Raw genomic sequence first — 25,913 nt, forward strand, 5'->3', positions numbered from 1 at the left:
GGGGGGGGGGGGGGGGGGGCGCGCGGCCGCGGGGGTGGCACCGCGCGCGCCCGCGGGGGGGGGGGGCCGGCCCCCCCCCAGCCCGGACCGCAACCACCGACCAGCCCCAACCGACCGCAGCCAGCCCGACCACCACCACCGAACCAGGCCCGACCGACCGCAGCCAGCCCCACCACCACCACCGAACCAGCCCCGACCGACCGCAGCCAGCCCGACCACAGCCACCGAACCAGGCCCGACCACCACCCCGGCCAGACCCAACCGACACCAGGACCAACGCGGACCACCTGAGCCAACGCGGACCACCTGAGCCAACGCGGACCACCTGCGACAAGAGGGCGTGAACCGTAGCCCTCGGGCGCGGCCGGTTCAACTCCTCTCTCCCGGGTAGCAGTCAGGCAGCGACCAAGGGAGGCGACCAGTCATGAAGGCGTTGACGTGGCAGGGCAAGCGGGACGTACGGGTCGAGGAGGTGCCGGACCCGCGGATCGAGGAGCCGACCGACGCGATCGTGAAGATCACGTCGACCGCGATCTGCGGCTCGGACCTGCACCTGTACGAGGTGCTCGGGCCGTACCTGAAGCCCGGTGACGTCCTGGGCCACGAACCGATGGGCATCGTCGAGGAGGTCGGGTCGGGGGTGACCGGGCTCCGGCCGGGCGACCGGGTGGTGGTGCCGTTCAACATCTCCTGCGGCAGTTGTTGGATGTGTAGCCGGCAGCTCTACGCGCAGTGCGAGACCACCCAGGTCACCAGCGAGGGCAAGGGCGCGTCGTTGTTCGGGTACACCTCGCTCTATGGTTCGGTGCCCGGCGGGCAGGCCGAGTACCTGCGGGTCCCGCAGGCCCACTTCGGCCCGATCAAGATCCCGCAGACCGGTGTCGACGAGCGTTACCTCTACCTGTCCGACATCCTGCCCACCGCGTGGCAGGCCGTGAAGTACGCGGACACCCCGCCGGGCGGCACCCTGGCCGTGTTCGGGCTGGGCCCGGTCGGGCAGTTCTGCGCCCGGATCGGCCGCCATCTCGGTGCCGGCCGGGTGATCGGGCTGGACCTGGTGCCCGAGCGGCTGGAGTTGGCGCGCCGGCACGGCATCGAGGTGCTCGACGTACGCGAGTTGTCCGATGTGCCGGGCGCGCTGCTCGACCTGGTCGACGGGCGTGGCCCGGACGCGGTGATCGACGCCGTCGGCATGGAGGCGCACGGTTCGCCGGGCGGCAAGCTGGCCCACGCGGCTGTCGGGCTTCTGCCGGACAAGCTGGCCCAGGTGATGACCGACAAGGCCGCCATGGACCGGCTGTCGGTTCTGCATGCCGCCGTCAAGGCGGTCCGGCGCGGCGGCACCGTGTCGATCTCCGGCGTCTACGGCGGTGAGGTGGACCCGATGCCGCTGATGGAGATGTTCGATCGGGGCATCCAACTGCGGATGGGGCAGTGCCACGTGCGCCGGTGGACCGACGAGATCCTGCCGCTGCTCTCGGCTGACGACGATCCGCTGGGCGTGGAGGACCTGCGTACCCACCGGTTGCCGCTGGCGCGCGCTCCGCAGGCGTACGAGATGTTCCAGAAGAAGGAGGACGGCTGCATCAAGGTCGTGCTCGAACCGTGAGCCGGGTGGTGGTGGTCGTCGGCGCGAGCAGCGGGGTCGGCCGGGCGACAGCCCGGGCGTTCGCCGAGCGCGGCGACCGCCTCGTCCTCGCCGCCCGTGCCACCACGACCCTTGCCGAGGTACGCGCGGAGTGCGCCGACGTCGACGTGCTGACCGTCTACCAGCAGGCGGCGAACTATCTGGGCCGGATCGGGTGCCCCCCACCGCCGGTGACCAGCCCGCAGCGGGTGGCCCGGGCCATCGTGGACTGTGTGGACCGGCCGCGCCGGGAGGTCTCGGTGGGTCGGCTCAACGTGGTGTTGCGGGCCGGCTTCACCGTACTGCCGGGGGTCTACGACGTGTTGGTCGGGCCGTTGATGCGGGTGTTGGGCCTCAGTGGACGGCCGGTCGCCGCACACGACGGCTCGGTCTTCGCCCCGAACCCGGCCGACCAGGCGGTACGCGGCGGGCACCTCCCTGACCTGCGGCAACTCCTGTTTGGACCGGTTGGTGCGGTTGGCACCGCAGTGCGCCGGCGGCTCGGCTGATCTGTTCGGGACTGTTTGCGACTGTTTGGGGTTCGTCTTGCGTCGATCAACTCGCCTAGGGTGGTGGGCCAGCAAGCGCTCTGGCGCTCCACTATGGGGGAGACGATTGACCATGCGACTGAACCGAAGGACCGCACTCGGGTTGGGCACGATGGCTACCGCGGGCACGGTGCTGGGCGCCGCCGCTCCGGCGAGCGCCGCCGAGAGCACCGAGGCCGCGCCGACCACCCCCGCCCGGGCCGCCACCCGGGTTGCCTCGATCTTCAGCAGGCACAGCACCGAGGCCGGCGGCAACTGGCAGGCGTACGTCAGCGTGGCCGACCCGGCCGGCACGCCGGTGGTCGCGGTGGCGGCCGACGCGGACCGGCGGATCGAGGCGTACAGCGTCAACAAGATCGCGGTCGCCACGGCGGTGCTCGACAAGGTCGACCGCGGGCTGCTCACCCTGGACCAGCAGGTCGAGGTGACCGCGGCGATCGTCGTGCCGGGCGGTGACGGCATCTTCAGCCTGGACGGCGCGTACCCCAGCAGGGTGACGATCGGACACGTGCTGGCCAACCTGCTGACCGTCTCGGACGACACCGCGGTACGGCTGTGTGGCCTGGTCGCCCCCGCCGCCGAGATCAACTCCATCCTGGTCGCCAAGGGCTTCCCGAACACCCAGGTCGAGCCGGTGGCCAACCCCAACCGGTTCTTCCTCGGCACCAGCACCCCGCGCGAGACGCACGACCTGCTGCGCGCCCTGGTCGGCGGCACCCTGCTCTCGCCCGCCTCGACGACGTACCTGCTGGGCATCCTGCGCTCGCCGGTCGCGTTCACCGACGGCGTCCGGCGCACGATGTCCTCCGACGAGCGGGCGCGGATCGCCACCAAGGCCGGCTGGTACGCCGACGCCCGGCACGAGGCCGGCGTGATCTTCGACCGTTCCGGCGCGGCGGTACTCACCTACGCGCTGTTCGCCGACGGCCAGGCGGACCCGGACAACTTCGGCGCCACCCACCCGGCGGTGCAGGCCCGGGCCGCCATGGGCCCCAAGCTCCTGGCCGCGGTGGACCGCATCGCGGGCGCGGGCAAGACGTTCCGGATCACCGCCCGCCGCCCCAGCAACGGCGGCTAGCAGGTTAAAGATCAAGCTAGGAGCCTGCTCGAAGCCCCTGGCCGGCCTGCCGCCGGCCAGGGGCTTCGACACACCCGACCCGGCGTGGCGACCGCCGCGGCACCGCTCGGCGCGGGTGACTACCGTGTAGGGCGGACACGTCGGAGGGACGCCAATGGCACGAGCGCGGAGCACGGACGTCGAACGGTCGCTCGGGCGGCGGATGCGGGGCGTGGCCGGCCTGGCCGCGCTCGCCGGCCTGGCCTGGGTCGCCCGGGATGTGCCGGCGGCCCTCGGTGGCCGACTCAGCGGGGCCCGAGCCGAGCGTGCGGCCCGCTCACCCCAGTTCCGCGAGGGCACCTTCCACAACCGGGCCGGCACCCGCACCATGATCGCCGAGCCGGGGCGCAACCTGCTCCGCGAGCTGATCTTCGGCAAGCAGAAGCGGCGGCCCACCGCACCCGTGCCGCTGCTGCGCCCCGGCGCCGGCACGGCCGACACCGCCGACGAGCTCAACATCGTCTGGTACGGGCACGCCTCGACGCTCATCGAGATCGAGGGCCGGCGGGTGCTGCTCGACCCGGTGTGGAGCGACCGCTGCTCACCGTCCGGGCTGGTCGGCCCGCGTCGGCTGCACGAACCACCGGTACGCCTCGACGAACTGCCCCCGCTGGACGCCATCCTCATCTCGCACGACCACTACGACCACCTCGACATGGCCACCGTGCGAGCACTGCTGGTCGGGCAGTCCGCGCCGTTCCTGGTGCCGCTCGGTGTGGGCGCGCACCTGGACCGTTGGGGCGTACCGGCCGAACGGATCATCGAACTGGACTGGTCCGAGTCGCACCGGGTCGCCGGGCTGGAGATCACCGCGACCGCCGCCCAACACTTCTCCGGTCGCGGGTTGCGCCGCGACGGCACCCTGTGGAGCTCCTGGGTGGTGGCCGGGGTGCGCCGCCGGGTCTTCTACACCGGCGACTCCGGCTACTTCGACGGGTACGCGGAGATCGGTGCCGAGCACGGCCCATTCGACGTGACGCTGATGCAGATCGGCGCGTACGACCGGGCCTGGCCGACGATCCACATGTTCCCTGAGGAGGCCGTCAGCGCCCACCTCGACCTGCGCGGTGGGCTGTTCGTCCCGGTGCACTGGGCGACGTTCAACCTGGCCCTGCACGACTGGTCCGAGCCGGTCGACCGGCTGTGGGCCGAGGCGAAGGCCCGCGACGTGCGGCTCGCCGTGCCCCGCCCGGGTGAGCGGGTGGTGGTCGACGAGCCGCCCGCCGTCGACGGCTGGTGGCAGGCCATCGCCTGAGTCAGGCCAAGGCAGGCACCGCCTGAGTCAGGCCAAGGCAGGCACCGCCTGAACCAGGCCAAGGCAGGCACCGCCTGAACCAGGCCGCTCAGAGCACGAACGCGTCGGTCCAGAGGGCACCGGACCGGCCGGACAGCGCGTCCAGCATGGCCACCGCCTGACCGTCGGTGAGCTGCGCGACGAAATCCACGATGGCCCGACCCCGGGCCCGCCCGATCCGGTCCGGGGTACGCGGGTGCAGCTCCGCCTCGGCCAACTCGACCAGGTCGTGCAGCCGGCGGGGCAGCCGGGACTCCTCCTCCGGGTCGAGCAGCCACTCCCAGAGGGCCTCGACCAGGGTGCCCAGCAGTCGGGCCTGGCCGCGCTGGTGCAGGGCGAGATCCGGGCGGGCCAGCACGAAGCGGTGGTGGACGAACTTGAGCACCTGCACCTCGTGCCACTGCGCGCCGCCGAGCAGCACGTGCCCGGAGCGCACCGAGGGCGCGTCGGTCACCGTGATCGCCTCGACGAAGCGCGTGGACCAGCGGGCGGAGAACCGCGCCACGTACTGCTCGGCCTCGATCGAACCGTCGAAGGGCATCGCCAGCAGCCCGTCGACCAACTCCTCACGGACGTGCTCGACCGCGGCGGCGAAGGCGTCGTCGTCCGCGATCCAGGCGTCCTTGCGGTGCAGCTGCCGACGGAGCCGCTCGATCGCCGCACCGGGTCGTCGCGCCGCGGTGGCCAGCGCCGCGTCGGTGATCGCCCGGAGTTGCCCGCTCTCGCGCTGCCAGGCCATCAGCTCGGCGGCGACCGACCCCTGTTGGAGCACACCGACCCGGTAGAAGTCCTCCACGTCGTGGATGGCGTAGGCGATGTCGTCGGCGGTGTCCATCACGGACGCCTCCACGGTCTGCTGCCAGTCCGGGATGCGACCGGTGAACGGCTCGCGCGCCTGCCGCAGGTCGTCCAGTTCGGTGCGGTATGCGCCGAACTTCGACGAGCCGCTCTCCGGGTCGTCCGGCGGTGGGGTGGCTCCGCGCGGCGGCGGGTCCATGGTGCGGGGGTGCGGGTCGGGATGGTCCAGCCGGGTCCACGGGTACTTCAGCATCGCCGCGCGGACCGCCGCGGTCAGGTCCAAGCCGGTGGTGGCCGCGCCCCGGATCTCGGTGCTGGTGACGATCCGGTAGGACTGGGCGTTGCCCTCGAAACCGTCGGTGAGGCCGAGGCGCTGGCGGGCCAGCCGGTCCAGCACCCGCTCCCCCAGGTGCCCGAACGGCGGGTGACCGAGGTCGTGGGCGAGCGCGGCGGCCTCCACCACGTCGGGGTCGCAGCCGCCAAGCTTGTCCAGCAGGTCACGCCACCGCTCGTCGGCGTTCAGCCGCTCGGCTACCGCCCGCGCGACCTGGGCGACCTTCAGGCTGTGGGTGAGCCGGTTGTGCACCAGCAGCCCGGAGCCGACCGGGCTGATCACCTGGGTGACACCGCCGAGGCGGGCGAAGAACGGCGAGCCGACGATCCGGTCCCGGTCGGCGCGGAACGGGTTGGCCGTCAGGTCGCCGAGGGCCCGGGCGCTGCCGCCGAAGAGCCGCCGGGCGCGCGGCTCCGCAGGTGTTTCCATGATCGCCACGCTAGCGCAGGCCCGGCGGCGCCGTCCGGGGGTCACCCCGGCCGGGCGCGGCGACGTCAGCCCGGCCCGGCCGGGCGCGGCGACGTCGCCGGGGGCCGCCCGGCAGAATGCAGGCGGTACCCGCTCTGTGAAGGCGGATCGAGTCGAAGGCGGATCGAGATCGTGACCCAGTCTGTTCATCAGCGGATCGCCGACGAGCTCGGCGTGGCCGAGCGTCAGGTGCGGGCGGCCGTGGAGCTGCTCGACGGCGGCGCCACCGTGCCGTTCATCGCCCGTTACCGCAAGGAGGCCACCGGCCTGCTCGACGACACCCAGCTGCGCACGCTGGAGGAACGGCTGCGCTACCTGCGTGAGCTGGACGAGCGACGGGCGGCGGTGCTGGAGTCCATCCGCGGTCAGGGCAAGCTGGACGAGGCCCTGGAAGCGCAGATCATGGCCGCCGACTCGAAGTCCCGGCTGGAGGACATCTACCTGCCGTACAAGCCGAAGCGGCGCACCCGGGCGCAGATCGCCCGGGAGGCCGGGTTGGCCCCGCTGGCCGAGACGCTGCTTGCCGACCCCGGCCAGGACCCGCGGGCCACGGCCGCCGGGTTCGTCGATGCGGAGAAGGGCGTCGCGGACGTCGCCGCCGCGCTGGAGGGCGCGCGGGCGATCCTGATCGAGACCTTCGCGGAGGACGCCGACCTGATCGGCACGCTGCGCGAGCAGATGTGGTCGCGGGGGCGTCTGGTGTCCCGGGTACGCGAGGGCCAGGAGGCGGCCGGCGCGAAGTTCGCCGACTACTTCGACTTCTCCGAGCCGTACCCGAAGCTGCCCTCGCACCGCATCCTGGCCATGTTCCGGGGCGAGAAGGAGGGCGTGCTCGACCTGACCATGGAGTCGGAGGAGGCCGGCGAGGCGGACGCGGCGCCGACCGGCCCGACCCGGTACGAGGCGGCCATCGCCGGCCGGTTCGGGGTGTCCGACGCGGGCCGGCCGGCCGACCGTTGGCTGGCCGACACGGTCCGCTGGGCGTGGCGTACCCGGATCCTCATCCACCTCGGCGCGGACCTGCGGATGCGGCTGTGGCAGGCGGCGGAGGAGGAGGCGGTACGTGTCTTCGCCACCAACCTGCGCGACCTGCTGCTGGCCGCCCCGGCCGGCACCCGTCCGACGATGGGCCTGGACCCGGGCCTGCGGACCGGCGTGAAGGTGGCAGTGGTGGACGCCACCGGCAAGGTGCTCGCCACCGACACCATCTACCCGCACGAGCCGCGCCGGCAGTGGGACGCGTCGGTCGAGACCCTCGCCCGGCTGGCCGGGGCGCACGGGGTGGAGCTGATCGCCATCGGCAACGGCACCGCGTCGCGGGAGACCGACAAGCTGGCCGCTGACCTGATCAAGCGGCACCCGCAGCTCGACCTGACCAAGGTGATGGTCTCCGAGGCCGGCGCGTCGGTCTACTCCGCCTCCGCGTACGCCTCGCAGGAGTTGCCGGGGATGGACGTGTCGCTGCGGGGGGCGGTGTCCATCGCCCGCCGACTCCAGGACCCGCTCGCCGAGCTGGTCAAGATCGATCCACGGTCGATCGGTGTCGGCCAGTACCAGCACGACCTGTCCGAGGTGAAGCTGTCCCGGTCGCTGGACGCGGTGGTGGAGGACTGCGTCAACGCGGTCGGGGTGGACGTCAACACGGCCTCCGCGCCGCTGCTGACCCGGGTCTCCGGGATCGGCGCCGGCCTGGCCGAGAACATCGTGTTGCACCGGGACGCCAACGGGCCGTTCCGCTCGCGTACCGAGTTGAAGAAGGTGGCGCGGCTCGGGCCGAAGGCGTTCGAGCAGTGCGCCGGATTCCTGCGCATCCCCGACGGCGACGACCCGCTGGACTCCTCCAGCGTGCACCCCGAGGCGTACCCGGTGGTGCGCCGGATCCTCGCCACCACCGGGCAGGACCTGCGCTCGGTGATCGGTAGGAGCGCGATCCTGCGCGGGCTGCGGGCCACCGACTTCGTCGACGACCGGTTCGGCCTGCCCACCGTCACCGACATCCTCGCCGAGCTGGAGAAGCCCGGTCGTGATCCCCGGCCGGAGTTCCGCACCGCCACCTTCGTCGAGGGGGTGGAGAAGATCAGCGACCTGACCCCGGGCATGGTGCTGGAGGGTGTGGTCACCAATGTGGCCGCGTTCGGCGCCTTCGTTGACGTCGGGGTGCACCAGGACGGTCTGGTGCACGTGTCGGCGATGTCCCGGACCTTCGTCAAGGACCCCCGCGAGGTGGTCAAGTCCGGTGACGTGGTGCGGGTGCGGGTGCTCGACGTGGACGTACCCCGGAAGCGGATCTCGCTGACCCTGCGCCTGGAGGACGAGCCGGCCCCCGCCGGTGGCGGTGGTCGGACGAGCCAGGAGGGACGCGGCGGCCCGGCCCAGCGCGGACCGCAGGGTGGACGCGGCGGGCAGGACGGTCGCGGCGGTCCCGGTGGCGGCCAGGGCGGCTCCGGCGGGCGCGGTGGCCAGGGCGGGTCCGGCGGCCAGGGCGGGCGCGGCGGGTCCGGCGGGCGCGGCGGGCAGGGCGCACGGGGTGGGCAGCAGCGGCAGGGCGCGCCGGCGCCGGCCAACGACGCGATGGCGGAGGCTCTGCGCCGCGCTGGATTGGCCTGATTCCTCAGTCGACGCGAGCAGGCGCCCGGGATGCCGCGCAGGGCGGTCGTCCTCGGCGCCACCCGGGCCCCGGACGCGCGGTGGCCGACTCCTCGGGCCGGCGGTCGCTGTAGAGCTGCCCCAGATCTGGGGCAGCTCTACAGGGCGCGTTCGAGGTTGGAGGTACCGGGCGCGGCCTTCGTGACCGTGCCAGCCAGCGGCGCGCGGGCGGGCGGGGGTAATCGGCTCGCGCGGCGGTGGGCTCTGCGTGATGATCTCGCGGTGCGGATGCATGTCGACCAGGTGGATGTGAGCGCGGAGGTGGTCGCCGCGCTGGTGGCCGAGCAGTTTCCCCAGTGGCGGGGACTGCCGGTGCGCGCTCTCCCCTCGGCCGGCACGGTGAATGCCCTGTTCCGGCTCGGTTCGGAGTTCGTGCTGCGGTTTCCGCTGCGACCGTCCGCCGATCCCGACCTGCTCGCCGAGCTGCGGCGGGAGCAGGAGCACGCCCTACTGCTCGCCGCGCACCTGCCGGTCGCGGTGCCCGAGCCCCTCGGCCTCGGTGCGCCGGGCGACGGGTACCCCGGGCCCTGGACGGCGTACCGGTTCATCCCCGGGGACACGGCGCGGCCGGACCGGATCGGCGATGCCGACGTCTTCGCCCGCGACCTGGCCGCTGTCGTGGTCGCCCTGCGCGGCATCGACGCCGGCGGGCTGTCGTGGTCAGGGTCGGGGCGGGGCGGGCCATTGGCCGAGCGGGATGCCGGCGTCCGCGCGGCCCTCGCCGTCAGCGGCGACCTCGCCGACACCGCCGCTCTCGCCCGGGTGTGGGACCGGTGCCGGCAGGCGGGTCGGGCCGACCCGGCCGACGTGTGGATCCACGCCGATCTGATGCCGGGCAACCTGCTGGTCCGCGATGGTCGCCTGGTCGCGGTCATCGACCTGGAGTCGGTCAAGGTCGGCGACCCGGCGGTGGACCTGATGCCGGCGTGGAACATGTTCGACCCCGGGCCGCGGGAGACGTACCGGCGGGCGTTGGGCGTGGACGACACCACCTGGGAGCGGGGGCGCGGTTGGGCGCTGGAGCAGGCGATCAACGCACTGCCGTACTACGTGGAGACGAACCCGGTGATGGCCGGCATCGCCCGGCACACCCTGCTGGCCGTACTCGACTGAGTCGGGTCGCGTACCGTCGGCTCGTGGGTGAGGGCGACGGCCGTGAGTGGCGGGAGCGGCAGCGGCAGGCGGTGCGGGCGCACGCCGACGCGGACGCGCGGCGGCGTGCCGCCGAGCAGTCGCAGGCGGCGGAGTTGGTGGCCTGGTTCGTCGCGGAGGCGACCCGTCGGGGGCTGCCCACCACCCGGCTGGTGGCTCGGGGCTACGACGGGCGCGGGCGCTACCGGACGAGGCTGACCGGCTGGTACGTCGACCGGGCCGGGACCCGGGCGGTGGACGTGGACGGTCGGTTCCACCTGTTGACGGTGCCCGGCGGCGTGCGGGCCCGGCTGTTCGGGGTCGATCCGCAGCCCAGCCCGGCGCCGTTGGTCCTCGGCGCGGGAGGCCGCGACGGTGAGTCGATCCCGTTGCGGACGCTGCTCACCCGATTGCTGGACGAGGGGTCCCACACCCGGTAGCCGGCTGCCGACATCCCGGCGACGGTCGGCGGTGCGGGACGACACGCGGCAGCGCCACACGGCGGGCCGGACGACACGCGGCTGCGCCACGCCGAGCGTGGTCGGACGGGCAATCACCACCGGGTGCGGCGCTCGTTCTCCCTGGTGTGGACGGCGTCCGACCGCACTCTGCCGCCGCACTCAATGGTCAGCCGCCCGTGACGCCCAATCAGGTCAAGTCGCCTCTTTGTTGACGAAAGCACGTGACTGGGCCCATACCGGCTGATACAACCATTGTGGTCTTCCCCATCGTTCGATCGGAGGCGCCATCCGTGGATCTGATCCACCACCGTCCGCCCGTGGCGCGCAGCGGCGGACCAGGCGTGACCGACCCGGTCTTCCTCTCCCCGCCCGACGTCGGCGAGTTGGAGGAGTCCTACCTGCTGCGCGCCATCCGGGCCGGGCGTTTCGACCCGGACGGGCCGGAGCTGGGCGCGTTCGAGCAGGAACTCGCCGCGCGGGTCGGCGTGGGCCACGCGCTCGGGCTCTCCTCCGGCACCGCCGCTCTGCACCTGGCACTGCTCGCCGTCGGCGCGGGGCCGGAGACCGTCGTGGTGGTGCCCACGCTCACGTTCGCCGCCACCGCCAACGCGGTCACCTACACCGGCGCCGAACCGGTCTTCGTGGACTGTGACGCGTCCACCGGCAATCTCGACGTCGACCTGCTCTCCGATCTGCTCGGTCGTCTCGTCGACGCGGGCCGACGGGTCGCCGCCGTGCTGAGCGTGGACATCAACGGCCGGTGCGCCGACTACGACAGGCTGCTGCCGCTCTGCGCGGCCATCGGCGTCCCCGTGGTGGAGGACGCGGCGCAGGCCCTCGGCTCGACCTACCGGGGGCGGTGTGCCGGCACGTTCGGCCGGGTCGGGATCTACTCGTTCAGCCACAACAAGGTGATGACCACCACGGGTGGCGGGATGCTGGTCTCCGACGACCCCGCGCTCGTCGCCCGGGCCCGCCACCTCGCCACCCAGGCCCGCGAGCCGGTGTCGCACTACGAGCACCGCGACGTGGGCTACAACTACCGGCTCAGCACGTTGCTCGCCGCGCTCGGCCGCGCCCAGCTCACCCGACTGGACACCATGATCGCCCGGCGGCGGGCCCTGCGCGACAGGTACGCGCGGCTCTTCGGCGGCGTGACCGGCACCCGGATCCTCGGTGCCGGTGACCCCGGCTCGAACTGTTGGCTGACCTCCGTGGTCATCGAACCGGAGCGGACCGGCTGGCAGCCCGCCCACCTCGCCGAGCACCTGGCCAGCCACGGGGTGGAGTGCCGCCCGATATGGAAACCGATGCACCGCCAACCGGTGTACGCCGACCGGCAGGTCGCCCGCACCGGTGTCGCCGACCGCCTCTTCGCCACCAGCCTGTCCCTGCCCAGCGGCTCCGCCCTCACCGACGACCAGGTGGAGCGCGTGTTCGCCGCGATCACCGAGTTCCTGGACGGACACCGATGAACCGGCCCTACGACATCGTCAAACGCGTGCTGGACGTGGTCCTGGCCGCTGTCGGCCTGCTGCTGGCGACGCCGGTGCTCGCCGCGGTGGCGCTGGCCGTCCTGGTCACCATGGGTCGGCCCGTGCTGTTCCGGCAGGCCCGCCCGGGTCGGCACGGCGAGCTGTTCCACCTGGTGAAGTTCCGTTCGATGACCGTCGGCGGCGAGGACCAGGCGCCGGCCAACGACGCCGCCCGGCTCACCACCTTCGGCCGGTGGCTGCGGACGACAAGCCTCGACGAGCTGCCGCAGCTGTGGAACGTGCTGCGCGGCGAGATGAGCCTGGTCGGGCCGCGTCCCCTGCTGCCGGCGTACCTGAGCCGCTACAGCCCGGAGCAGCTCCGCCGGCACGAGGTCCGTCCCGGCATCACCGGCCTCCAACAGGTGTACGGGCGCAACACGCTGAGCTGGGACGATCGCTTCGCCCTCGACGTGCGCTACGTGCGGCAGCGCTCGCTCGCCCTGGACCTGCGGATCCTGCTGCGCACGGTACGCACGGTCGTGCGCCGGGAGGGGATCACCGCGGCCGGTGCGGCCACCGCCCACGAGTTCCTCGGCCCGGCCGAGCTGGCCGGCGCCGGTGGTCACGGCCCGGCGGAGCTGGCCGGTGCCGGTGGTCGCGGCCCGGCGGAGGGCCACCGGTGAGCCTGGACATCGTCGTCGTCGGCTGCGGCGGGCACGGCCGGGAGGTGCTCGGCATCGTCCGCGCCGTCAACGCCGCCGCCCACGGCGGCCCGGTGTGGCGGGTACGCGGCTTCGTCGACGACAAGCCCAGCGAGGTCAACCTGAAGCGGGTGCAGCGGCTGGAGGTGCCCTACCTCGGCGGCACCGCCCGCCTGGGCGAGCAGCCCGCCGGCACCCACCTGGCGCTGGGCATCGGGGATCCGGCCGCCCGGCGGTCGGTGGACCAGCGGCTGGCCGCGTACCGGCTGCCGGCGGCGGTGCTGGTGCACCCGGACGCCACAGTCGGCCCGGACACCGTCTACGGCGAAGGTCTGATCGTGTTTCCCGGCGCCCGGGTCACCACGAACGTCACGGTCGGTCGGCACGTGCACCTCAACCAGAACAGCGCGGTGGCGCACGACTGCGAGGTGGGCGACCACGTGTCGGTCAACCCGTTGGCGGCGGTCTCCGGCGACTGTCACCTGGGCGACGGTGTGCTGATCGGGGCCGGTGCCGTGGTGTTGCAGAGGCTGCGGGTCGGCACCGGCGCCACCGTCGGTGCCGGGGCCTGCGTGGTCCGCGACGTACCCGCCGGCGCGGTGGTCAAGGGAGTCCCGGCCCGGTGAGCGTCGGCCCCCGCGCGAACCGTCCGCTCGGTGTCCGCCAGCTACGGATCGCGGTGGTGGTCAAGACCAACACCGGCGGGCTGTGGCTGCTGCCGCAGGTCGAGGAGTTGCGGCACCGGGGGCACGAGGTGACTGTCGTGCTGCCGCGGGGCGCCGGCCGGCTCACCGACGAGTTGGCGCACCGCGGTGTCGAGGTGCTCGGCTCCCCGTACGACTTCACCATGGGCCGGTACGCGCCCATCGGGCTGCTGCTGTTGCGCGCGCTGCTGCGCCGGCTGCGCCCGGACGTGGTGCAGTACCACCTGATCGCGTCGGCGTACGCGGTGCGGCTGGCCACGCTGGGCCTGCCGGTACGCCGGGTGCACATGGTGGCCAACCCGGCGTACCTGGAATCCCGGTTGGTCCGGTCGGTGGAGCGATTGCTGTGGCGGCTGGACGACGTGCTGGTCTGCGGCTGCCGGTACGCCTCGGCCCGGTACGGCGAGTTGGGGTGTCCGCCGCACCGTCGCCCGGTCGCGGTGTACGGGGTGGACACCGACGCGTTCAGCCCGGACGCCACCGGAGCGGACCAGCGGGCCAAACTGCGCGCCGAGTTGGGCATCGACCAGGGCGTGTTCCTGGCGGTGATGGTCGCGCACGTCTACCCGCCCACGTGGTTGATCCACTCGGGTCGGGGGGTGAAGGGGCACGAGGTGCTGCTGGCCGCGTGGCGGACGTTCCGCCGCCGACACCCGGACGCGCACCTGCTGCTGGTCGGTGGCGGCTGGACGGCCGCCGGTGAGACCTACCGGCGGCAGCTCGGCGAACGCTTCGGCGTCGCCGGCGACCCGGGGATCACCTGGGTGGAGTCGATCCCGGACGTGCGGCCCTGTTACGCCGCCGCGGATGTCAGCGTCTCCCCGTCGCTCGGTGACGGCCCTGGCGCGGCGGTTCAGGCTGGCGCGATGGGTGTGCCGAGCATCGTCAGCGCCGCCGGTGGCCTGCCCGAGGCGGTGACCGATCGCTGCGGCTGGGTCGTTCCGCCTGCTGATCCGGCGGCCCTGGTGGAGGCGCTCGACTCGGCGTACCGGGGTTGGGTCGCGGGCACGCTCAGCCTGTGCGGCCGGTTGGCCCGCCGCCACGTCCTGACGTCCTTCGACGACCTGCGGGCGGCGGCCGAGGTGGCGGACATCGTGGAGGACGTGGCGGCCGGGCGGCGGTGAGCACGACGGCGGGCGGCCGGTGGTCGGTCCCGCCGGACCACCGACCGCCCGCCGCGGTGCCTCAGTGCCGGATGCCGGCCCAGTCGTGGTGCCGACGCACGGTGGAGAGGATGAAGTCGACAACCCGCCGGGAGGTGTCCGGCACCTGGTAGTCGACCGGGCAGGGCACCCCCTGCGCGGCGACCTGCGCCACCGTCACCTCGACCGCCTCGACCACGCCCTGCGGGTCGAGACCGGTCATGATGATCCCGCCGGCGTCGAGCGCCTCGGGGCGTTCGATGGACTCGCGCAGGGTGATCGCGGGAAAGCCGAGGATGGCGGCCTCCTCACTGATCGTCCCACTGTCGGACAGGGTGCAGAACGCCTTGGTCTGCAGGTGCACGTAGTCGAGCAGTCCGAACGGATCGTGGAAGGCGATGCCGTCCAGCGCGCTGGCGTCCGGGGCGAGTGCCTCCAGCCGTTTGCGGGTGCGCGGGTGGGTGGAGACCAGCACCGGGTACCCCCATCGGTCGCGGACCGCGACCAGGCAGTCCAGCAGCCGCCGCAGCCGGTCGGGCCGGTCCACGTTCTCCTCCCGGTGCGCGCTGACCAGGAAGTACCGGCCGCGTTCCAGCTCCAGTTGACTGAGGATGGTCGAGCTGGCGATCGGTGCCCGGTAGTGCTCCAGCACCTCCCGCATCGGCGAGCCGGTGTGCAGGATGCGGCGCGGGTGCAGGCCCTCGGCGAGCAGGTTGCGCCGGGCGTGTTCGGTGTAGACCAGGTTGAAGTCGGCCACGTGGTCGACGAGTCGCCGGTTCGTCTCCTCCGGCACGTTGAGGTCGAAGCAGCGGTTGCCGGCCTCCATGTGGTAGACCGGCACCCGCATCCGACGGGCCATCAGGGCCGCGATGCAGCTGTTGGTGTCGCCGAGCACGAGCAGCGCGTCGGGCCGCAGCTCGGTGATCGCCGCCTCCATGCCGACAAGCACCCCGCCGAGCACCCGGCCCAGCGACGCGGTGTCGACGCGCAGGAACCGGTCCGGTTCGCGCAGCCGCAGCTCCTTGAAGAACACGTCGGAGAGGGTGCTGTCCCAGTTCTGCCCGGTGTGCACCAGCACGTGGTCGACTGTCTCGTCCAGCCGGCTGAGCACCCGGGACAGTCGGATGATCTCGGGACGGGTGCCGACGACTGTCATCACGCGGGTCATGTGGTCTCCCTCCGCAGGTCGGTCACCGGACGCCCGCCGGCACCCGGTGCTCGTCACCGACCGGCTCCGGCCACGTGTCGGGCCGTTCCGGGTCGAACAGCTCGTTGGTCCAGAAGAGGGTGAGCAGCTCGTCCGGGCCGGTGTTGGTGATGTTGTGCGCCCACATGGTCGGCATGTCGATGACCACGGGTTGCTCGCCGCTGACCGGAAACCGGAGAACGTCGGTGTCGCCGACACGGCGCAGGCTGATCTCGGCGGTGCCGCGCAGCACCACGAACCGCTCCACCTTGGCCAGGTGGAAGTGCTCGCCCCGGGTGATCCCCGCTCGGGTGGTGGAGCAGAAGGTCTGCCCCGCTCCCCCGTGCGCCTTGACCGTCTCGACGAGTGCGCCCCGGGCGTCGGCCCGGGTGGGCAGGGCCAGCGGGTAGTGCGCCGGGAAGCAGTGCGACCGGTAGGTGTTGAACAGCCGTACGTCGTGCCTGTCGCGCAGCGGCGGGATCTCGCCCGTGCGGTAGGTGTCGGCGTACGAGGTGAGCTGGGCGGCGACCTCACGGACCCCGATCCGCAGCGCCGGCATGGCCGGGTCCCAGGAGCCGCCCGCGGTGACGCCGGCCAGCCGGGCGGCGGCGTCGGTGACGTGCACCAGGTCCAACTGTCGGTCGGCGTGCACCTCCGGCTGATGGCCGTCGGCGAGGACCCGGCAGAACGTGGCGACGGCCGAGTTGTACCAGGGTCGTCCGTGCTCGCCGTACAGGTTGGGCAACAGCACGTCGTCCAGGCGCACACCGGTCTCGGCGAGGATGCCGGCGGCGGTGGCCTTGGCGTCGCCGTAGGGGGTGCCGTTGCCGGCCTGCGTGGAGTTGGCGAAGACCACCTGGGCGGGCGGGTCCGGGCAGGCCCGCAGGCCGTTGGCGAGCTGGGCGGCGAGCTGGACGTTGCCGGCGGCCACGTCGGCGGGCTCACCCCGGTTGACCCCGGCCAGGTGCAGCACCCGGTCCGTCCCCGCGATCTTGCGGGCGACCACCGCCGGGTCGACCAGATCGGTACGGGTCAGCACGGTCGGCTCGGGCCAGCCGAGCGCGCGCAGCAGGACCCGCAGGTGCCAGCCGAGGAAACCGCCGGCGCCGGTGACGGCGAGGCTCAGCACGCCAGCACCGGGTCCCGCAGCGCCAGCTCCGCCCGGATCTCCGGCAGCGACCTCAGCAGCCGCACCACATCGGGTACGCCGAGCCGGGTGGCGTTCGCCGAGTTGAAGTCCTCCCCGGGCCGTTCGCCCAGCTCGCCCTCGGAGACGTAGAGCGCGTAGTTGAGGTCCCGTGCGTCCAACGGCACCCGGTAGAAGTCGCCGAAGTCGTCGGCCTGCGCCAACTCCTCCCGGCTCGCCAGGGTCTCGTGCGACTTCTCGCTGTGTCGTACGCCGATGATGTCCAGCTTGAACGGCACGTCGAAGAGCTGGCAGACCGCCTCGGCGAGATCGCTGATCGTGCAGGCGGCAGCCTTGCGGATGAACACGTCGCCGGGGCGGGCGTGGTGGAAGGCGTGCTCGACCAGGTCGACCGAGTCGGCGAGCGACATCAGGAAGCGGGTCATGGCCGGGTCGGTGACGGTGGGCGCGCGGCCCGCCTTGATCTGCTCGATGAAGAGCGGGATCACCGAGCCACGCGAGTACATCACGTTGCCGTACCGGACACAGGACACCGTGGTGGCGCTGTTCGGGTTGTTGCGGGCGTAGGCCTGGGCGACCTTCTCCATCAGCGCCTTGCTCATGCCCATCGCGTTCACCGGGTAGACGGCCTTGTCGGTGCTGAGCACGACGACCGAGCTGACGCCGTTCTGCGCGGCGGCCTCGACCACGTTGCCGCTGCCGAGGATGTTGGTGCGTACCGCCTCCAGGGGGAAGAACTCGCAGGACGGCACCTGCTTGAGCGCTGCCGCGTGGAAGACGAAGTCGACGCCCCGGGTGGCCCGCACCACCGTGTCGATGTCACGGACGTCGCCGACGTGATAGCGCACCCGCCCGTCGCCGATGGATCGCCGCATGGCGTCCTGCTTGGCCTCGTCCCGGCTGAGGATCCGCACCTCGGCGACGTCCCGGTCGAGCAGTCGTCGGGCCATGGTCTGTCCAAAGGATCCGGTCCCGCCGGTGATCAGCACCCGGCGGCCCGCGGTCATCACGCTCATCGGTTCTCCCGTTCGTCACCCGACGGGCGGTTCTCACCCGTCGACCCGGCGCGGCACAGCGCTGCGCGCCGTGGCGGGGGCACCGGTCTCCGGCGGTCAGGCGGAAGCCCCGCCGGATGCGGCACCCGGGTCAACGAGGGGTCCCAGCAGCAGATACGTGTGTGAGCCGCAAATAGGCCAAACGAGCCATAGGGCACTCAGAAAACATGTCGGTCTATGCAGTGATTTGGCCACTTCGTACTGTCGCACCTGATAGAAACGGCTCGGTGCCCCCGCGCCGGGCTACGGCCGGTGTCGGCGGACCACTCTCGGGCCAGTCAGGACACGAGCGATCACCGGACCGACCCCCCGAAGGGACTCCCACTGCGGCACCACCACGCCGGCGGCGCACGGTTGGCGCCCGCCCCGCTGACACCTGCCGAACGGCGACCCGCGGCGCACCCGGGCCCCGGCCCCGCGCCGGTCGCGCCCAGCGGCAGCCTGCCCGCCGTGCTGGTCCTCTGCGTGGCCGCCTACCTGGCGGCCCGGCCACCGTGGTGGTCGTTCAACTACGTCGCGATCCTCGCCGTGGTGGCCATCGTGCTGACCGGCCGGCTGCCCCGGCTGCGGTCGGTCGACACCGTCGCGCTGCTCACCGCCGGTTGGGCCGCCGCCAGCCTGCTCTGGACGAGCCACCCCGACCTCACCGGGCCCGCCGCCTACCGGTACATCTCGATCTGCGTGCTCTTCGTGGCCTGCCGGCACGTCGTACGGGGACGACGGGACCTGCTGCTGGTCGGCTGGACCTTCCTGCTCGGCTGTGCGGCGGTCGCCGTCGAGGTGGTCACCGGCGCCCGGTCCCAGGGGCAGGTGCTGCTCTTCGCCGAGCGCTACGGCATCGACGGCAGGGAGGTGAACGGCACGGCGTACACCCTGGCCGCCGGGGTGGTGCTGGCCCTGGTGCTCGCCGCCGCCGGCGCGCACCGGCCGGTGCTGCGCCTCGCGCCGCTGGCCCTGGCCGTGCCGCTCGGGTACGGCGTGCTGCTCACCGGCTCGCGCGGTGCGGCGATCGGCATCGTGTTCGGTCTGGTCGCCGCGCTGGCCACCCGCGTGGCGCCCCGACTGACCGGGATCACCGTCGCCGGGCTCGCCACCGCGCTCGTCGTCCTGGTGCCGTTCGGGCTGACACCGAAGGCCGAGCTGCTCTGGCTCGACGCTCTGTACGGGCGACCCACCGGCGACATCTCCGGACGCCTCTCGATCTGGCCGTACGCGCTGTCCACCTGGGCGGAGTCACCACTGAGCGGATCCGGCGCGGGGGTGTTCATCAGCACCAACCCGTTCGACATCGGGCCGCACAACCTGCTGCTCACGGTCGGCAACGACCTGGGGCTGGTCGGCGTGCTGCTCTACTTCGGCGCGCTGGCCGCGGCGCTCGTCACCGCGGCCCGCACCGGTCGGGTCGGACTGCTGCTGGCCTGCGCGTTCACCGGTGTCATGCTGCCGATCTCGCTGACCGGCCAGTGGGAGACGTCGCTCGCCTTCTGGTTGGTCCTGGCGCTGGTCACCGTGCTGCCGGGAATCTGGGGGCCGCCGCGTCCGCCCCCGGCACCCCGGCACTCGGCCGCCCGCCGCCGGCGCCCGGTCCCGACCGCGCCGGTGGCCGGTGGGCCGGACGGGTCGCCGCCTCCCGCAGCACCTCGGCGAAGTGGGCCGCCACCTGATCCGTGCGGTGGTGCCGCACCGCGTACGCCAGGCCACGCCGGCCGAGCCGATCCCGAAGGCCGGCGTCGACGCAGAGCGGGGTGAGCGCGTCGACGAGGGCACCGGGATCGTCGCTGCCGACCACCGCGCCGGCGTCGGCCGCCGCGAGGTGCGCCATCGAGGCCAGTTCGGCCGGGCCGAACCCGAAGACGGGACGGCCGGACGCCAGGTACTGCGGGATCTTGGTGGACAGCGAGTAGCGGGTGTAGCGGCGGTGCTCGGCGGCGAACGACTCGACGTGCACCAACACGTCGGACCGGCGCAGCACACCGGCGACCTCGTCGCTGGCCAACGAACGACCCAGGTGCACCGCGGGCAACCCGGTGAACGCGCCCGCGTACCGCGCGAGGTCGGTCGCCGGGGCGTGCACGGTCAACCGGGCCGGCGTGCCCTGGGCCACCAGCCGAGCGACGGCCTCGCCGACCCGGCGCAGCGACCGCCACCGGTCCAGGTGCAGCCCACCGACGTAGACCAACTCGACCGGGGCCCCGTCCGGGCTCTCCGGCGCACACCTGTCGGGATCGGCGAAGTCCGCGGCGTCCACGCAGTTGCCGAAGGCGGCGAAGGGCAACCGGTAGCGGCGCTCGAACTCCCGGGCCATCGCCACGCTGATCCCCATTCCGTACGAGGAGTGCCGCAGGACGTCGCGGAAGCCGGCACGGACGGCGAGCCGGGGCAGCCCCAGCACCTGGCCGTCGGCGTAGAGGGTGGTGGGCCAGTCGTCCATGAAGTGCGGCACCAGGGGCACCCGGCACTCCTGCGCGGCGGCGACGGCGAGGCGCATCATCCGGATGCTGCCCAGCGTCGTGTAGACCACGTCCGGCCGCTGCGCGCGCAGCCACCGGCGGACGTCGTCGGGAATCCGGACCGGGCTGAGGTCGACGAAGGCACGCAGTTGGGTGCGCAGCCGGGCACGCACCGGGCCGGGCCCCGGATCCCGCGCCGCACCGGCCGCGCTGGCCGAGCCGGCTGGGTCGGGTGAGCCCTTCACCAGGGCCCGGACCGGTCGGCGGACGCGTTCCCACTGCCGGAACAGGTGGTACTCCACCGGCGCGTTGCGCGGCGCGAACCTGGCGAACGTGCCGACGGCGTCCGGGCCCGGGGCGCGGTCCTCGGCGTAGAGCTGGGCGAGGCGGTCCCCCGGCCAACCGGTGAACAGGTTCGACAGGGTGATGCCGGTGCCGGTGGAGCGGTCGAACACGGCCGCGCTCACCACCAGCACGCGGGGATACTCGTCAGCGCGCACCGTCCTGAACCAATCTCTGCTCGATGACCGGGCCGCGGTGCAGCCGCAGCGTCCGGCGATATCCGTACAGCGCCGCCGGCACGACGGTCAGCGCGTAACCGACCGCGCCGACCCAGGGCACGGCGGCGACGGCGATCCGGTCGGCGGCGTACCACTTGCCGAGCACCGACACCACCAGGAACGCCCCCCAGCCGACCAACTGCGGGACGAGGACGCCACCGGCGTTCTGCACCATGAACCGGGGCGAGAGCGCCGACTGCAGCAGCCACCAGACGCCCAACCCGGCCAGCAGCCACCGGTCGCCGCCCATCGGCACCGGCAGCCAGGCCGCGAAGAGCCACTCACCGAAGGCGACGAGTACGGCGGCCGGCAGGCCGGCGGCAAGCACGGACACCATCGTCATCCGGCGGGTGGTCCGGCGTACCCAGTCCACCTGGCCCTGGGCCAACGCCTCGCCGTTGGCCGGCCAGAGTGGCACGTTGACCAGGACGACGAGCTGGCCGAGTTGGGACAGCAGCTTGGCGGGCACCACGTAGCCGGCGACGGCGGACAGACCGAGCGCGTGCGCGATGATCAGGGTGTCGGCGTTGGTGGCGAACGAGATGACCACGGTCAGCAGGAAGAACAGCCCGCTGAGCCGGGTCAGCTCCACGGCGGCGTGGGCCTGCACGGCCCTCGGCGTGGGCCGGATCCGCGGCTCCCGCCGACCGAAGAACCAGAGCGTGTTGAGCAGGTTGACAAGCAGCGGCGCGGCCACCGACAGGGCCACCACCAGCAGCGGCGACCAGCCGGCCCAGACCACGCCGAGCACCGCGCCGAGCGCGGCCAGACTGCCCGCGGTCTGCCAGACGTTGCTCCGGCCGACCTGCTGGTAGGCGTACTGGACGCGGGCGATCAGGCTGAGCGGCACGTTGAGCACGAAGGCGGTGAGACAGATCAGCGCGATCATCCGGGTCTGCTCCGGGCTGACCTGACCTGTCACGTTGAACAGCGCCGACCAGGGCACGGCACCGGCGAAGATCCAGAGCAGGCCGGTGAGGGTGAGCGCGAGCCCCGACAGGGTCAGGTACGCGCTGGAGATGTAGCGGCGGGCCTGGACCGTGTCGCCGTGCGCGTAGCAGGGGGCGAGCTTCGTCATGAGTCCGCTGCCCAGCCCCAGGTCGGCGAAGGCCGCCATGCCGGCCAGCGCGGCCACCGCCATCCACAGGCCGTACAGGTCGTTGCCGAAGTAGGGCAACGTGACAGGCACCAGCACGATCGGCACGACGAGCCCCGCCAGCCGACTGAGCAGCGCGGTCGCGACCCCGGAGACGAGCCGGCGACCACGGTCGGGGCGGCGACGGTGCGCGCCCGGTGGGCGGGCGCGCCGGGTCCGCTCGACGACCCCGGACGACATCGACGCCCCTACTGGCTCGCGAGCACGTGATCGGCCATCCAGGACACCGTGCGCTCCAGGCCGGTGCGCAGCGGCACCGGCCGCAGACCGGGAAACAGCTCCCGCAGGCGGGTGCAGTCGGCCTGCGAGTCCCGCACGTCGCCCGCGCGCGGCGCCTCGTGCACCACGGGCAGCGGCCGGCCCAGCACGTCCTCCAACTCGGCGACCAGGTCGAGCAGGGAGATCCGCACGCCGAAGGCCAGGTTCACCACGTCGGTGGTGGACACCCGGCGGACGACGGCGTCGACGATCACCGAGGTGACGCTGCCGACGAAGGTGAAGTCGCGGGTCTGCCGACCGTCGCCGTGCACGCGCAGCGGCTCACCGGCGAGCGCGGCGGTGACGAAGCGGGGCAGCACCGCCGCGTACGGGTGGTGTGCCGCCTGTCGTGGGCCGTAGACGTTGAAGAAGCGAAACGGCAACACGCCCAGGTCGTAGCAGGCGGCGTAGGCCACCGCGTACGCCTCGGCGGCCAGTTTGGAGACCGCGTACGGGGAGACCGGGATGGGGCGCAGCCCTTCCTGGCGGGGCAGCACCGGGTTCGCGCCGTAGACCGACGACGAGGACGAGAGGATCACCTGCTGGACGTGGTGCCGGCGAGCGGCCTCCAGCACCATCAGTGTCCCGGTGGCGTTGGCGTGGTGGCTGGGCAGCGGCCGGTCGATGGAGCGCGGCACGGAGCCGAGCGCACCCAGGTGCACCACGCTGGCCGCGCCGGCGAACGTCTCGTCCAGCAGGTCCGGGTCGAGCACGGTGCCCCGGTGCAGCCGGACGGGCTGACCGTCCAGGTTGTCCAACCGGCCGGTGGAGAGGTCGTCGACGACCACGACCTCGGTCACCTGGGGTGCCTCGTCGAGGGCCCGTACCAGGTTGGCGCCGATGAACCCGGCACCACCGGTCACGACTACCTTCAACGCGTCCCCCGTTCGGCTCGGCCCCGGGCGGCCGGCGCTGCGGTGTCCGCCCGCTGGGCGCGTGGCAGCGGTCGCCGACGGCCACTAGTGTGACAACGAGCGCTCTTCTCGCAAGTCACGCGAAACGGGCACCAACCCGCGTGTCCTCCGTTCCCTTCCGTCAGTTGTCTGCCCTGGTGGGCGAGTTGACGTCGACGGGAGTGCCGGGCACATGCGAATCGGACTGATCAGTCAGTGGTACCCGCCGGAGAGCGCCTTCGTGCCGGGCCAACTGGCCACGGAGTTGGCCCGCCGCGGCCACGAGGTGCGGGTGCTGACCACGTTTCCGAGCCTGCCGCTCGGGCGCACCTACCCGGGTTGGCAGCAGCGCTGGAACCACCGGGCCACCGATCGCGGGGTGGCCGTTCGCCGGGTGCCCGCGTACCCGAGTCACGACCGGTCCGGCCTGCGCCGGGCGGCGAGCTATCTCTCCTTCGCCACCACCAGCACCCTGGCCGCCCCGCGTCACCTACGCGGTGTCGACGCGCTCTACGTCTACCATCCGCCGCCCACCGCGTACGCCGCCGCCGGTCTGCTGCGGATGCTGCGCGGCGTCCCGGCGGTGCTGCACGTGCAGGACCTGTGGCCGGAGTCGGTGACGGCGTCCGGGATGGCCCCGCCGGGGCTGGCGGGGCGGGCGATGGACCGGGTCCTGACCGCCACGATGCGGCGGATCTACCGCGCCTGCGCCGGCATCGCGGTGATCGCGCCGGCGATGGCCGAACAGGTGGTCGAGCGGGGTGTCGACCCGGGCGCGGTGCGTACCGTGTTCAACTGGACCGACGAGGCGTTGTTCCGGCCGGTGCCCGGCACCGACTCCGCCCGGGAGACGATCGGGCACCGGGGGCGGACCACCGTGATGTTCGCCGGCAACCTGGGCTTGTTGCAGGGCGTCGACGTCGCCATCCGGGCGGCCGCGGCGGCACCGGACGCGGTGGACCTGGTCTTCGTCGGCACCGGGCTGGGCGCGGAACAGGCCCGGCGTCTCGCCGACGAGTTGGGCGCGGCGAACGTGCGGTTCGTCGGTCGCCGTCCGGGCGCCGAGATGGCCGAGTTGTACGCCGCCGCCGACTACCAGTTGGTCATGCTGCGCGACCTGCCGTGGTTGCGCGGGACGGTGCCGTCGAAGTTGCAGGCCGCGCTGGCCTGTGGCAGTCCGGTGTTGATGTCGGCCGACGGCGACGCGGCCCGGTTGGTCAGCGCGGGCGGGGCCGGGCTGGTCTGCCCCCCGGACGACTGGCGGGCGTTGGCCGACCAGTTCGCGGCCGCCGCCCGGGTGCCGGCCGAGCAGCGGATCGAGATGGGCCGTCGGGGTCGCCAGCTCTATCAGGACCGGATGTCGTTGCGGGTCGGCGTCGACCAGATCGAGGACCTGCTCAGCAAGGCCGCCGCGAGCGGTCGGGGCTGAGCGCCGCGCTGGTCGGGCAGCCCGGCCAGGCCGGCGAGGAAGTCGCGCACGCGGCGACCCTGCGCGGCCGGGTTACGCGTCTCCCGCACGAAGCGGGCCCCACCCTCCCCGCGCGCACGGGCCTCGTCCGCCGGAAGCTCCAACACCCGGCCGACGGCCGCCCGCAGTCCGTCGGCGGTGTCCGGCTCGGCGAAGGACAGCCACGGCGCGTACTCCGCCGGAATGCCGGGCAGCCGGGTGCTCACCACCGGCACCCCGGCGGCGAGGTACTCGATGATCTTCGACGGGAAGGACCAGCGGACGAAGTCCTGGTCCACCGGGCGCGGGTTCACCAACACGGCCGCCCGGGCCAGTCGGGGCAACAGCTCCGACCGGGGCAGCAGCGCGGGGGGCACGATGCGCCGGTCCACGGCGGCCTGGTCGCGCAGCCAACCCGCCAGTTCGCCCCGGCCGTACACGCACAGCCGCAGGTCGTCCCCGGCCAAACCGCGGAACGCCTCGACCAGCCGGTCCACGCCGTAGGCGCGGCTCAGTCCTCCCGCGTACACGATGTCCCTGGTCGCACCGCGCGGCACGGGCGGGCCCGGCGGCAGCACCACCCGGGCGTCCTCGCGCAGCTCCGGCGCCGGCACCACCCGGACGTCCTCGCGCAGCTCCGGCGCCGGCACCACCCGGGCGTCCTCGCGCAGCTCCGGCGGGTCGGCGGAACAGATGCCCTCCAGCACCAGCCGGGGCCGGCCGGGCGCGAAGTCCTCGGCGAGCGCGGGGGTCAACGCGATCACCCCCGAGCAGCGGGCCAGGGCGGCCCGGACCAGGGCGACGTCGAGCCCGCGCAGCAGCCGGACCAGCCGACCGTCGGTGGGCAGCGCGACACCCGGCGGGTCGGTGAGCACCGGCACCACCCGGACGCCCCGGCGGCGCGCCCGCAGCACACCGAACCAGAGGAACGGCGAGTGCACGCCGTGCACCAGCAGCACGTCGGCGTCCCGCTCGCGCAGCGCCCGAGCGCCGGTACGCCAGGCGGCCACGAACCGGGTGAGGTGCTTGAGGCCGAGCAGGTTCACGAACGCCAGCAGCTGACCGTCCACGTGGTCCTGCCGGAACCGCCCGGCACGAAAGCGGATCTGCCCGTTGCCGGGCCAGGTGGACACCGGCGCCGCGGAGAGCAGGTGTACCGGACAGTCGGCGGCCCGCAGGCTGCGCACCAGGCTCCAGGCGAAGGTGTGCGTCTGGGTGGGCATGATGGTGTCCCGGGCGATGATCTCGGCGAGCAGGTCGTCCGGGACCGTGAAGCCCAGCAGGGTGACCCGTGGGCTGCGGGGCCGCGCCACCG

The 25,913-nt window shown here is 73.1% G+C and carries 20 protein-coding genes and 1 pseudogene; 13 read left to right on the plus strand and 8 right to left on the minus strand.

Annotated features, from left to right (window positions below):
- The first annotated feature begins 424 nt into the window (after nt 1–424).
- From ACGFIQ_RS32205 to ACGFIQ_RS32220, 4 genes are all read left to right on the plus strand, one after another.
- Nucleotides 425–1,609, plus strand: coding sequence for a zinc-dependent alcohol dehydrogenase (locus ACGFIQ_RS32205; protein ID WP_393249434.1), 1,185 nt, complete (start codon nt 425–427; stop codon nt 1,607–1,609).
- The gene (locus ACGFIQ_RS32210) at nt 1,606–2,136 is read left to right on the plus strand and encodes an SDR family NAD(P)-dependent oxidoreductase (protein ID WP_393249436.1); all 531 of its coding nucleotides are present in this window, start codon (nt 1,606–1,608) and stop codon (nt 2,134–2,136) included. Before ACGFIQ_RS32205 ends, ACGFIQ_RS32210 begins: the two co-directional genes overlap by 4 nt.
- A gap of 112 nt (nt 2,137–2,248) precedes the next feature.
- Complete coding sequence (locus ACGFIQ_RS32215) at nt 2,249–3,253, plus strand: serine hydrolase (RefSeq protein WP_393249438.1); 1,005 nt, start codon at nt 2,249–2,251, stop codon at nt 3,251–3,253.
- 154 nt (nt 3,254–3,407) lie between these two features.
- Nucleotides 3,408–4,547, plus strand: a complete 1,140-nt coding sequence (locus ACGFIQ_RS32220) for an MBL fold metallo-hydrolase (protein WP_393249440.1) — start codon at nt 3,408–3,410, stop codon at nt 4,545–4,547.
- A gap of 88 nt (nt 4,548–4,635) precedes the next feature.
- On the opposite strand, the gene ACGFIQ_RS32225 is transcribed toward ACGFIQ_RS32220, so the two are convergent.
- The gene (locus ACGFIQ_RS32225; protein ID WP_393249442.1) at nt 4,636–6,147 is read right to left on the minus strand and encodes a deoxyguanosinetriphosphate triphosphohydrolase family protein; all 1,512 of its coding nucleotides are present in this window, start codon (nt 6,145–6,147) and stop codon (nt 4,636–4,638) included.
- A gap of 171 nt (nt 6,148–6,318) precedes the next feature.
- Here ACGFIQ_RS32225 and ACGFIQ_RS32230 point away from each other — a divergent pair, with 171 nt between their 5' ends.
- From ACGFIQ_RS32230 to ACGFIQ_RS32260, 7 genes are all read left to right on the plus strand, one after another.
- The gene (locus ACGFIQ_RS32230) at nt 6,319–8,793 is read left to right on the plus strand and encodes a Tex family protein (protein ID WP_393249444.1); all 2,475 of its coding nucleotides are present in this window, start codon (nt 6,319–6,321) and stop codon (nt 8,791–8,793) included.
- A 267-nt stretch (nt 8,794–9,060) separates the two neighbouring features.
- Complete coding sequence (locus tag ACGFIQ_RS32235; RefSeq protein ID WP_393249572.1) at nt 9,061–9,945, plus strand: aminoglycoside phosphotransferase family protein; 885 nt, start codon at nt 9,061–9,063, stop codon at nt 9,943–9,945.
- Nucleotides 9,946–9,968: 23 nt separating this feature from the next.
- Nucleotides 9,969–10,403, plus strand: coding sequence for a hypothetical protein (locus ACGFIQ_RS32240; RefSeq protein ID WP_393249446.1), 435 nt, complete (start codon nt 9,969–9,971; stop codon nt 10,401–10,403).
- A gap of 362 nt (nt 10,404–10,765) precedes the next feature.
- Nucleotides 10,766–11,899 carry a DegT/DnrJ/EryC1/StrS family aminotransferase gene (locus ACGFIQ_RS32245; RefSeq protein ID WP_393249448.1) on the plus strand — a complete coding sequence of 378 codons (1,134 nt, stop codon included), beginning with the start codon at nt 10,766–10,768 and terminating at the stop codon, nt 11,897–11,899.
- Complete coding sequence (locus ACGFIQ_RS32250) at nt 11,896–12,582, plus strand: sugar transferase (RefSeq protein WP_393249450.1); 687 nt, start codon at nt 11,896–11,898, stop codon at nt 12,580–12,582. The genes ACGFIQ_RS32245 and ACGFIQ_RS32250 overlap by 4 nt, the downstream gene beginning before the upstream one ends.
- Nucleotides 12,579–13,226 (plus strand): acetyltransferase, encoded by a 648-nt coding sequence (locus ACGFIQ_RS32255; RefSeq protein ID WP_393249452.1) that lies wholly within the window; start codon nt 12,579–12,581, stop codon nt 13,224–13,226. The genes ACGFIQ_RS32250 and ACGFIQ_RS32255 overlap by 4 nt, the downstream gene beginning before the upstream one ends.
- Nucleotides 13,223–14,428, plus strand: a complete 1,206-nt coding sequence (locus tag ACGFIQ_RS32260) for a glycosyltransferase family 4 protein (RefSeq protein ID WP_393249454.1) — start codon at nt 13,223–13,225, stop codon at nt 14,426–14,428. The genes ACGFIQ_RS32255 and ACGFIQ_RS32260 overlap by 4 nt, the downstream gene beginning before the upstream one ends.
- 61 nt (nt 14,429–14,489) lie before the next feature.
- Here ACGFIQ_RS32260 and wecB read toward each other — a convergent pair whose 3' ends face one another.
- Genes wecB through ACGFIQ_RS32275 form a run of 3 tightly spaced genes read right to left on the minus strand, consistent with a single transcriptional unit; the run spans nt 14,490 to nt 17,795 of the window.
- Complete coding sequence (wecB, locus tag ACGFIQ_RS32265) at nt 14,490–15,614, minus strand: non-hydrolyzing UDP-N-acetylglucosamine 2-epimerase (RefSeq protein WP_393249456.1); 1,125 nt, start codon at nt 15,612–15,614, stop codon at nt 14,490–14,492.
- A 22-nt stretch (nt 15,615–15,636) separates the two neighbouring features.
- Nucleotides 15,637–16,761 carry an NAD-dependent epimerase/dehydratase family protein gene (locus tag ACGFIQ_RS32270; protein ID WP_393249458.1) on the minus strand — a complete coding sequence of 375 codons (1,125 nt, stop codon included), beginning with the start codon at nt 16,759–16,761 and terminating at the stop codon, nt 15,637–15,639.
- Entirely contained in the window at nt 16,755–17,795 is a 1,041-nt protein-coding gene (locus ACGFIQ_RS32275; protein ID WP_357077563.1) for a polysaccharide biosynthesis protein, read from the minus strand. The genes ACGFIQ_RS32270 and ACGFIQ_RS32275 overlap by 7 nt, the downstream gene beginning before the upstream one ends.
- Before the next feature lie 999 nt (nt 17,796–18,794).
- Between ACGFIQ_RS32275 and ACGFIQ_RS32280 the strand changes: the two are divergent.
- Nucleotides 18,795–19,178: pseudogene (locus ACGFIQ_RS32280) on the plus strand (O-antigen ligase family protein); the annotation flags it as partial.
- Nucleotides 19,179–19,338: 160 nt separating this feature from the next.
- Here the strand turns inward: ACGFIQ_RS32280 and ACGFIQ_RS32285 are convergent.
- The 3 genes from ACGFIQ_RS32285 to ACGFIQ_RS32295 are packed head-to-tail and all read right to left on the minus strand — an operon-like array spanning nt 19,339 to nt 23,133.
- Nucleotides 19,339–20,784, minus strand: coding sequence for a glycosyl transferase family 1 (locus tag ACGFIQ_RS32285; RefSeq protein WP_393249460.1), 1,446 nt, complete (start codon nt 20,782–20,784; stop codon nt 19,339–19,341).
- Nucleotides 20,774–22,180: a lipopolysaccharide biosynthesis protein gene (locus tag ACGFIQ_RS32290; RefSeq protein WP_393249462.1), complete on the minus strand. Its 1,407-nt coding sequence runs from the start codon at nt 22,178–22,180 to the stop codon at nt 20,774–20,776. The genes ACGFIQ_RS32285 and ACGFIQ_RS32290 overlap by 11 nt, the downstream gene beginning before the upstream one ends.
- Before the next feature lie 8 nt (nt 22,181–22,188).
- Nucleotides 22,189–23,133 carry an NAD-dependent epimerase/dehydratase family protein gene (locus ACGFIQ_RS32295; protein WP_393249464.1) on the minus strand — a complete coding sequence of 315 codons (945 nt, stop codon included), beginning with the start codon at nt 23,131–23,133 and terminating at the stop codon, nt 22,189–22,191.
- Nucleotides 23,134–23,344: 211 nt separating this feature from the next.
- Here ACGFIQ_RS32295 and ACGFIQ_RS32300 point away from each other — a divergent pair, with 211 nt between their 5' ends.
- Nucleotides 23,345–24,580, plus strand: coding sequence for a glycosyltransferase family 4 protein (locus ACGFIQ_RS32300; RefSeq protein WP_393249466.1), 1,236 nt, complete (start codon nt 23,345–23,347; stop codon nt 24,578–24,580).
- Here ACGFIQ_RS32300 and ACGFIQ_RS32305 read toward each other — a convergent pair.
- Nucleotides 24,499–25,911 carry a glycosyltransferase gene (locus ACGFIQ_RS32305; protein ID WP_393249468.1) on the minus strand — a complete coding sequence of 471 codons (1,413 nt, stop codon included), beginning with the start codon at nt 25,909–25,911 and terminating at the stop codon, nt 24,499–24,501. The genes ACGFIQ_RS32300 and ACGFIQ_RS32305 overlap by 82 nt on opposite strands.
- Between the last annotated feature and the right edge of the window lie 2 nt (nt 25,912–25,913).

Source organism: Micromonospora sp. NPDC048898 (genome assembly GCF_043198035.1).
GTDB lineage: Bacteria > Actinomycetota > Actinomycetes > Mycobacteriales > Micromonosporaceae > Micromonospora.

Bases quoted from the DNA above. Each gene is read 5' to 3' on its own strand.
- ACGFIQ_RS32235 (WP_393249572.1), top strand. From the start codon at position 9,061: ATGCATGTCGACCAGGTGGATGTGAGCGCGGAGGTGGTCGCCGCGCTG.
- ACGFIQ_RS32250 (WP_393249450.1), top strand. From the start codon at position 11,896: ATGAACCGGCCCTACGACATCGTCAAACGCGTGCTGGACGTGGTCCTG.
- ACGFIQ_RS32300 (WP_393249466.1), top strand. From the start codon at position 23,345: ATGCGAATCGGACTGATCAGTCAGTGGTACCCGCCGGAGAGCGCCTTC.
- ACGFIQ_RS32215 (WP_393249438.1), top strand. From the start codon at position 2,249: ATGCGACTGAACCGAAGGACCGCACTCGGGTTGGGCACGATGGCTACC.
- wecB (WP_393249456.1), bottom strand. From the start codon at position 15,614: ATGACCCGCGTGATGACAGTCGTCGGCACCCGTCCCGAGATCATCCGA.
- ACGFIQ_RS32290 (WP_393249462.1), bottom strand. From the start codon at position 22,180: ATGTCGTCCGGGGTCGTCGAGCGGACCCGGCGCGCCCGCCCACCGGGC.
- ACGFIQ_RS32225 (WP_393249442.1), bottom strand. From the start codon at position 6,147: ATGGAAACACCTGCGGAGCCGCGCGCCCGGCGGCTCTTCGGCGGCAGC.
- ACGFIQ_RS32205 (WP_393249434.1), top strand. From the start codon at position 425: ATGAAGGCGTTGACGTGGCAGGGCAAGCGGGACGTACGGGTCGAGGAG.
- ACGFIQ_RS32275 (WP_357077563.1), bottom strand. From the start codon at position 17,795: ATGAGCGTGATGACCGCGGGCCGCCGGGTGCTGATCACCGGCGGGACC.
- ACGFIQ_RS32220 (WP_393249440.1), top strand. From the start codon at position 3,408: ATGGCACGAGCGCGGAGCACGGACGTCGAACGGTCGCTCGGGCGGCGG.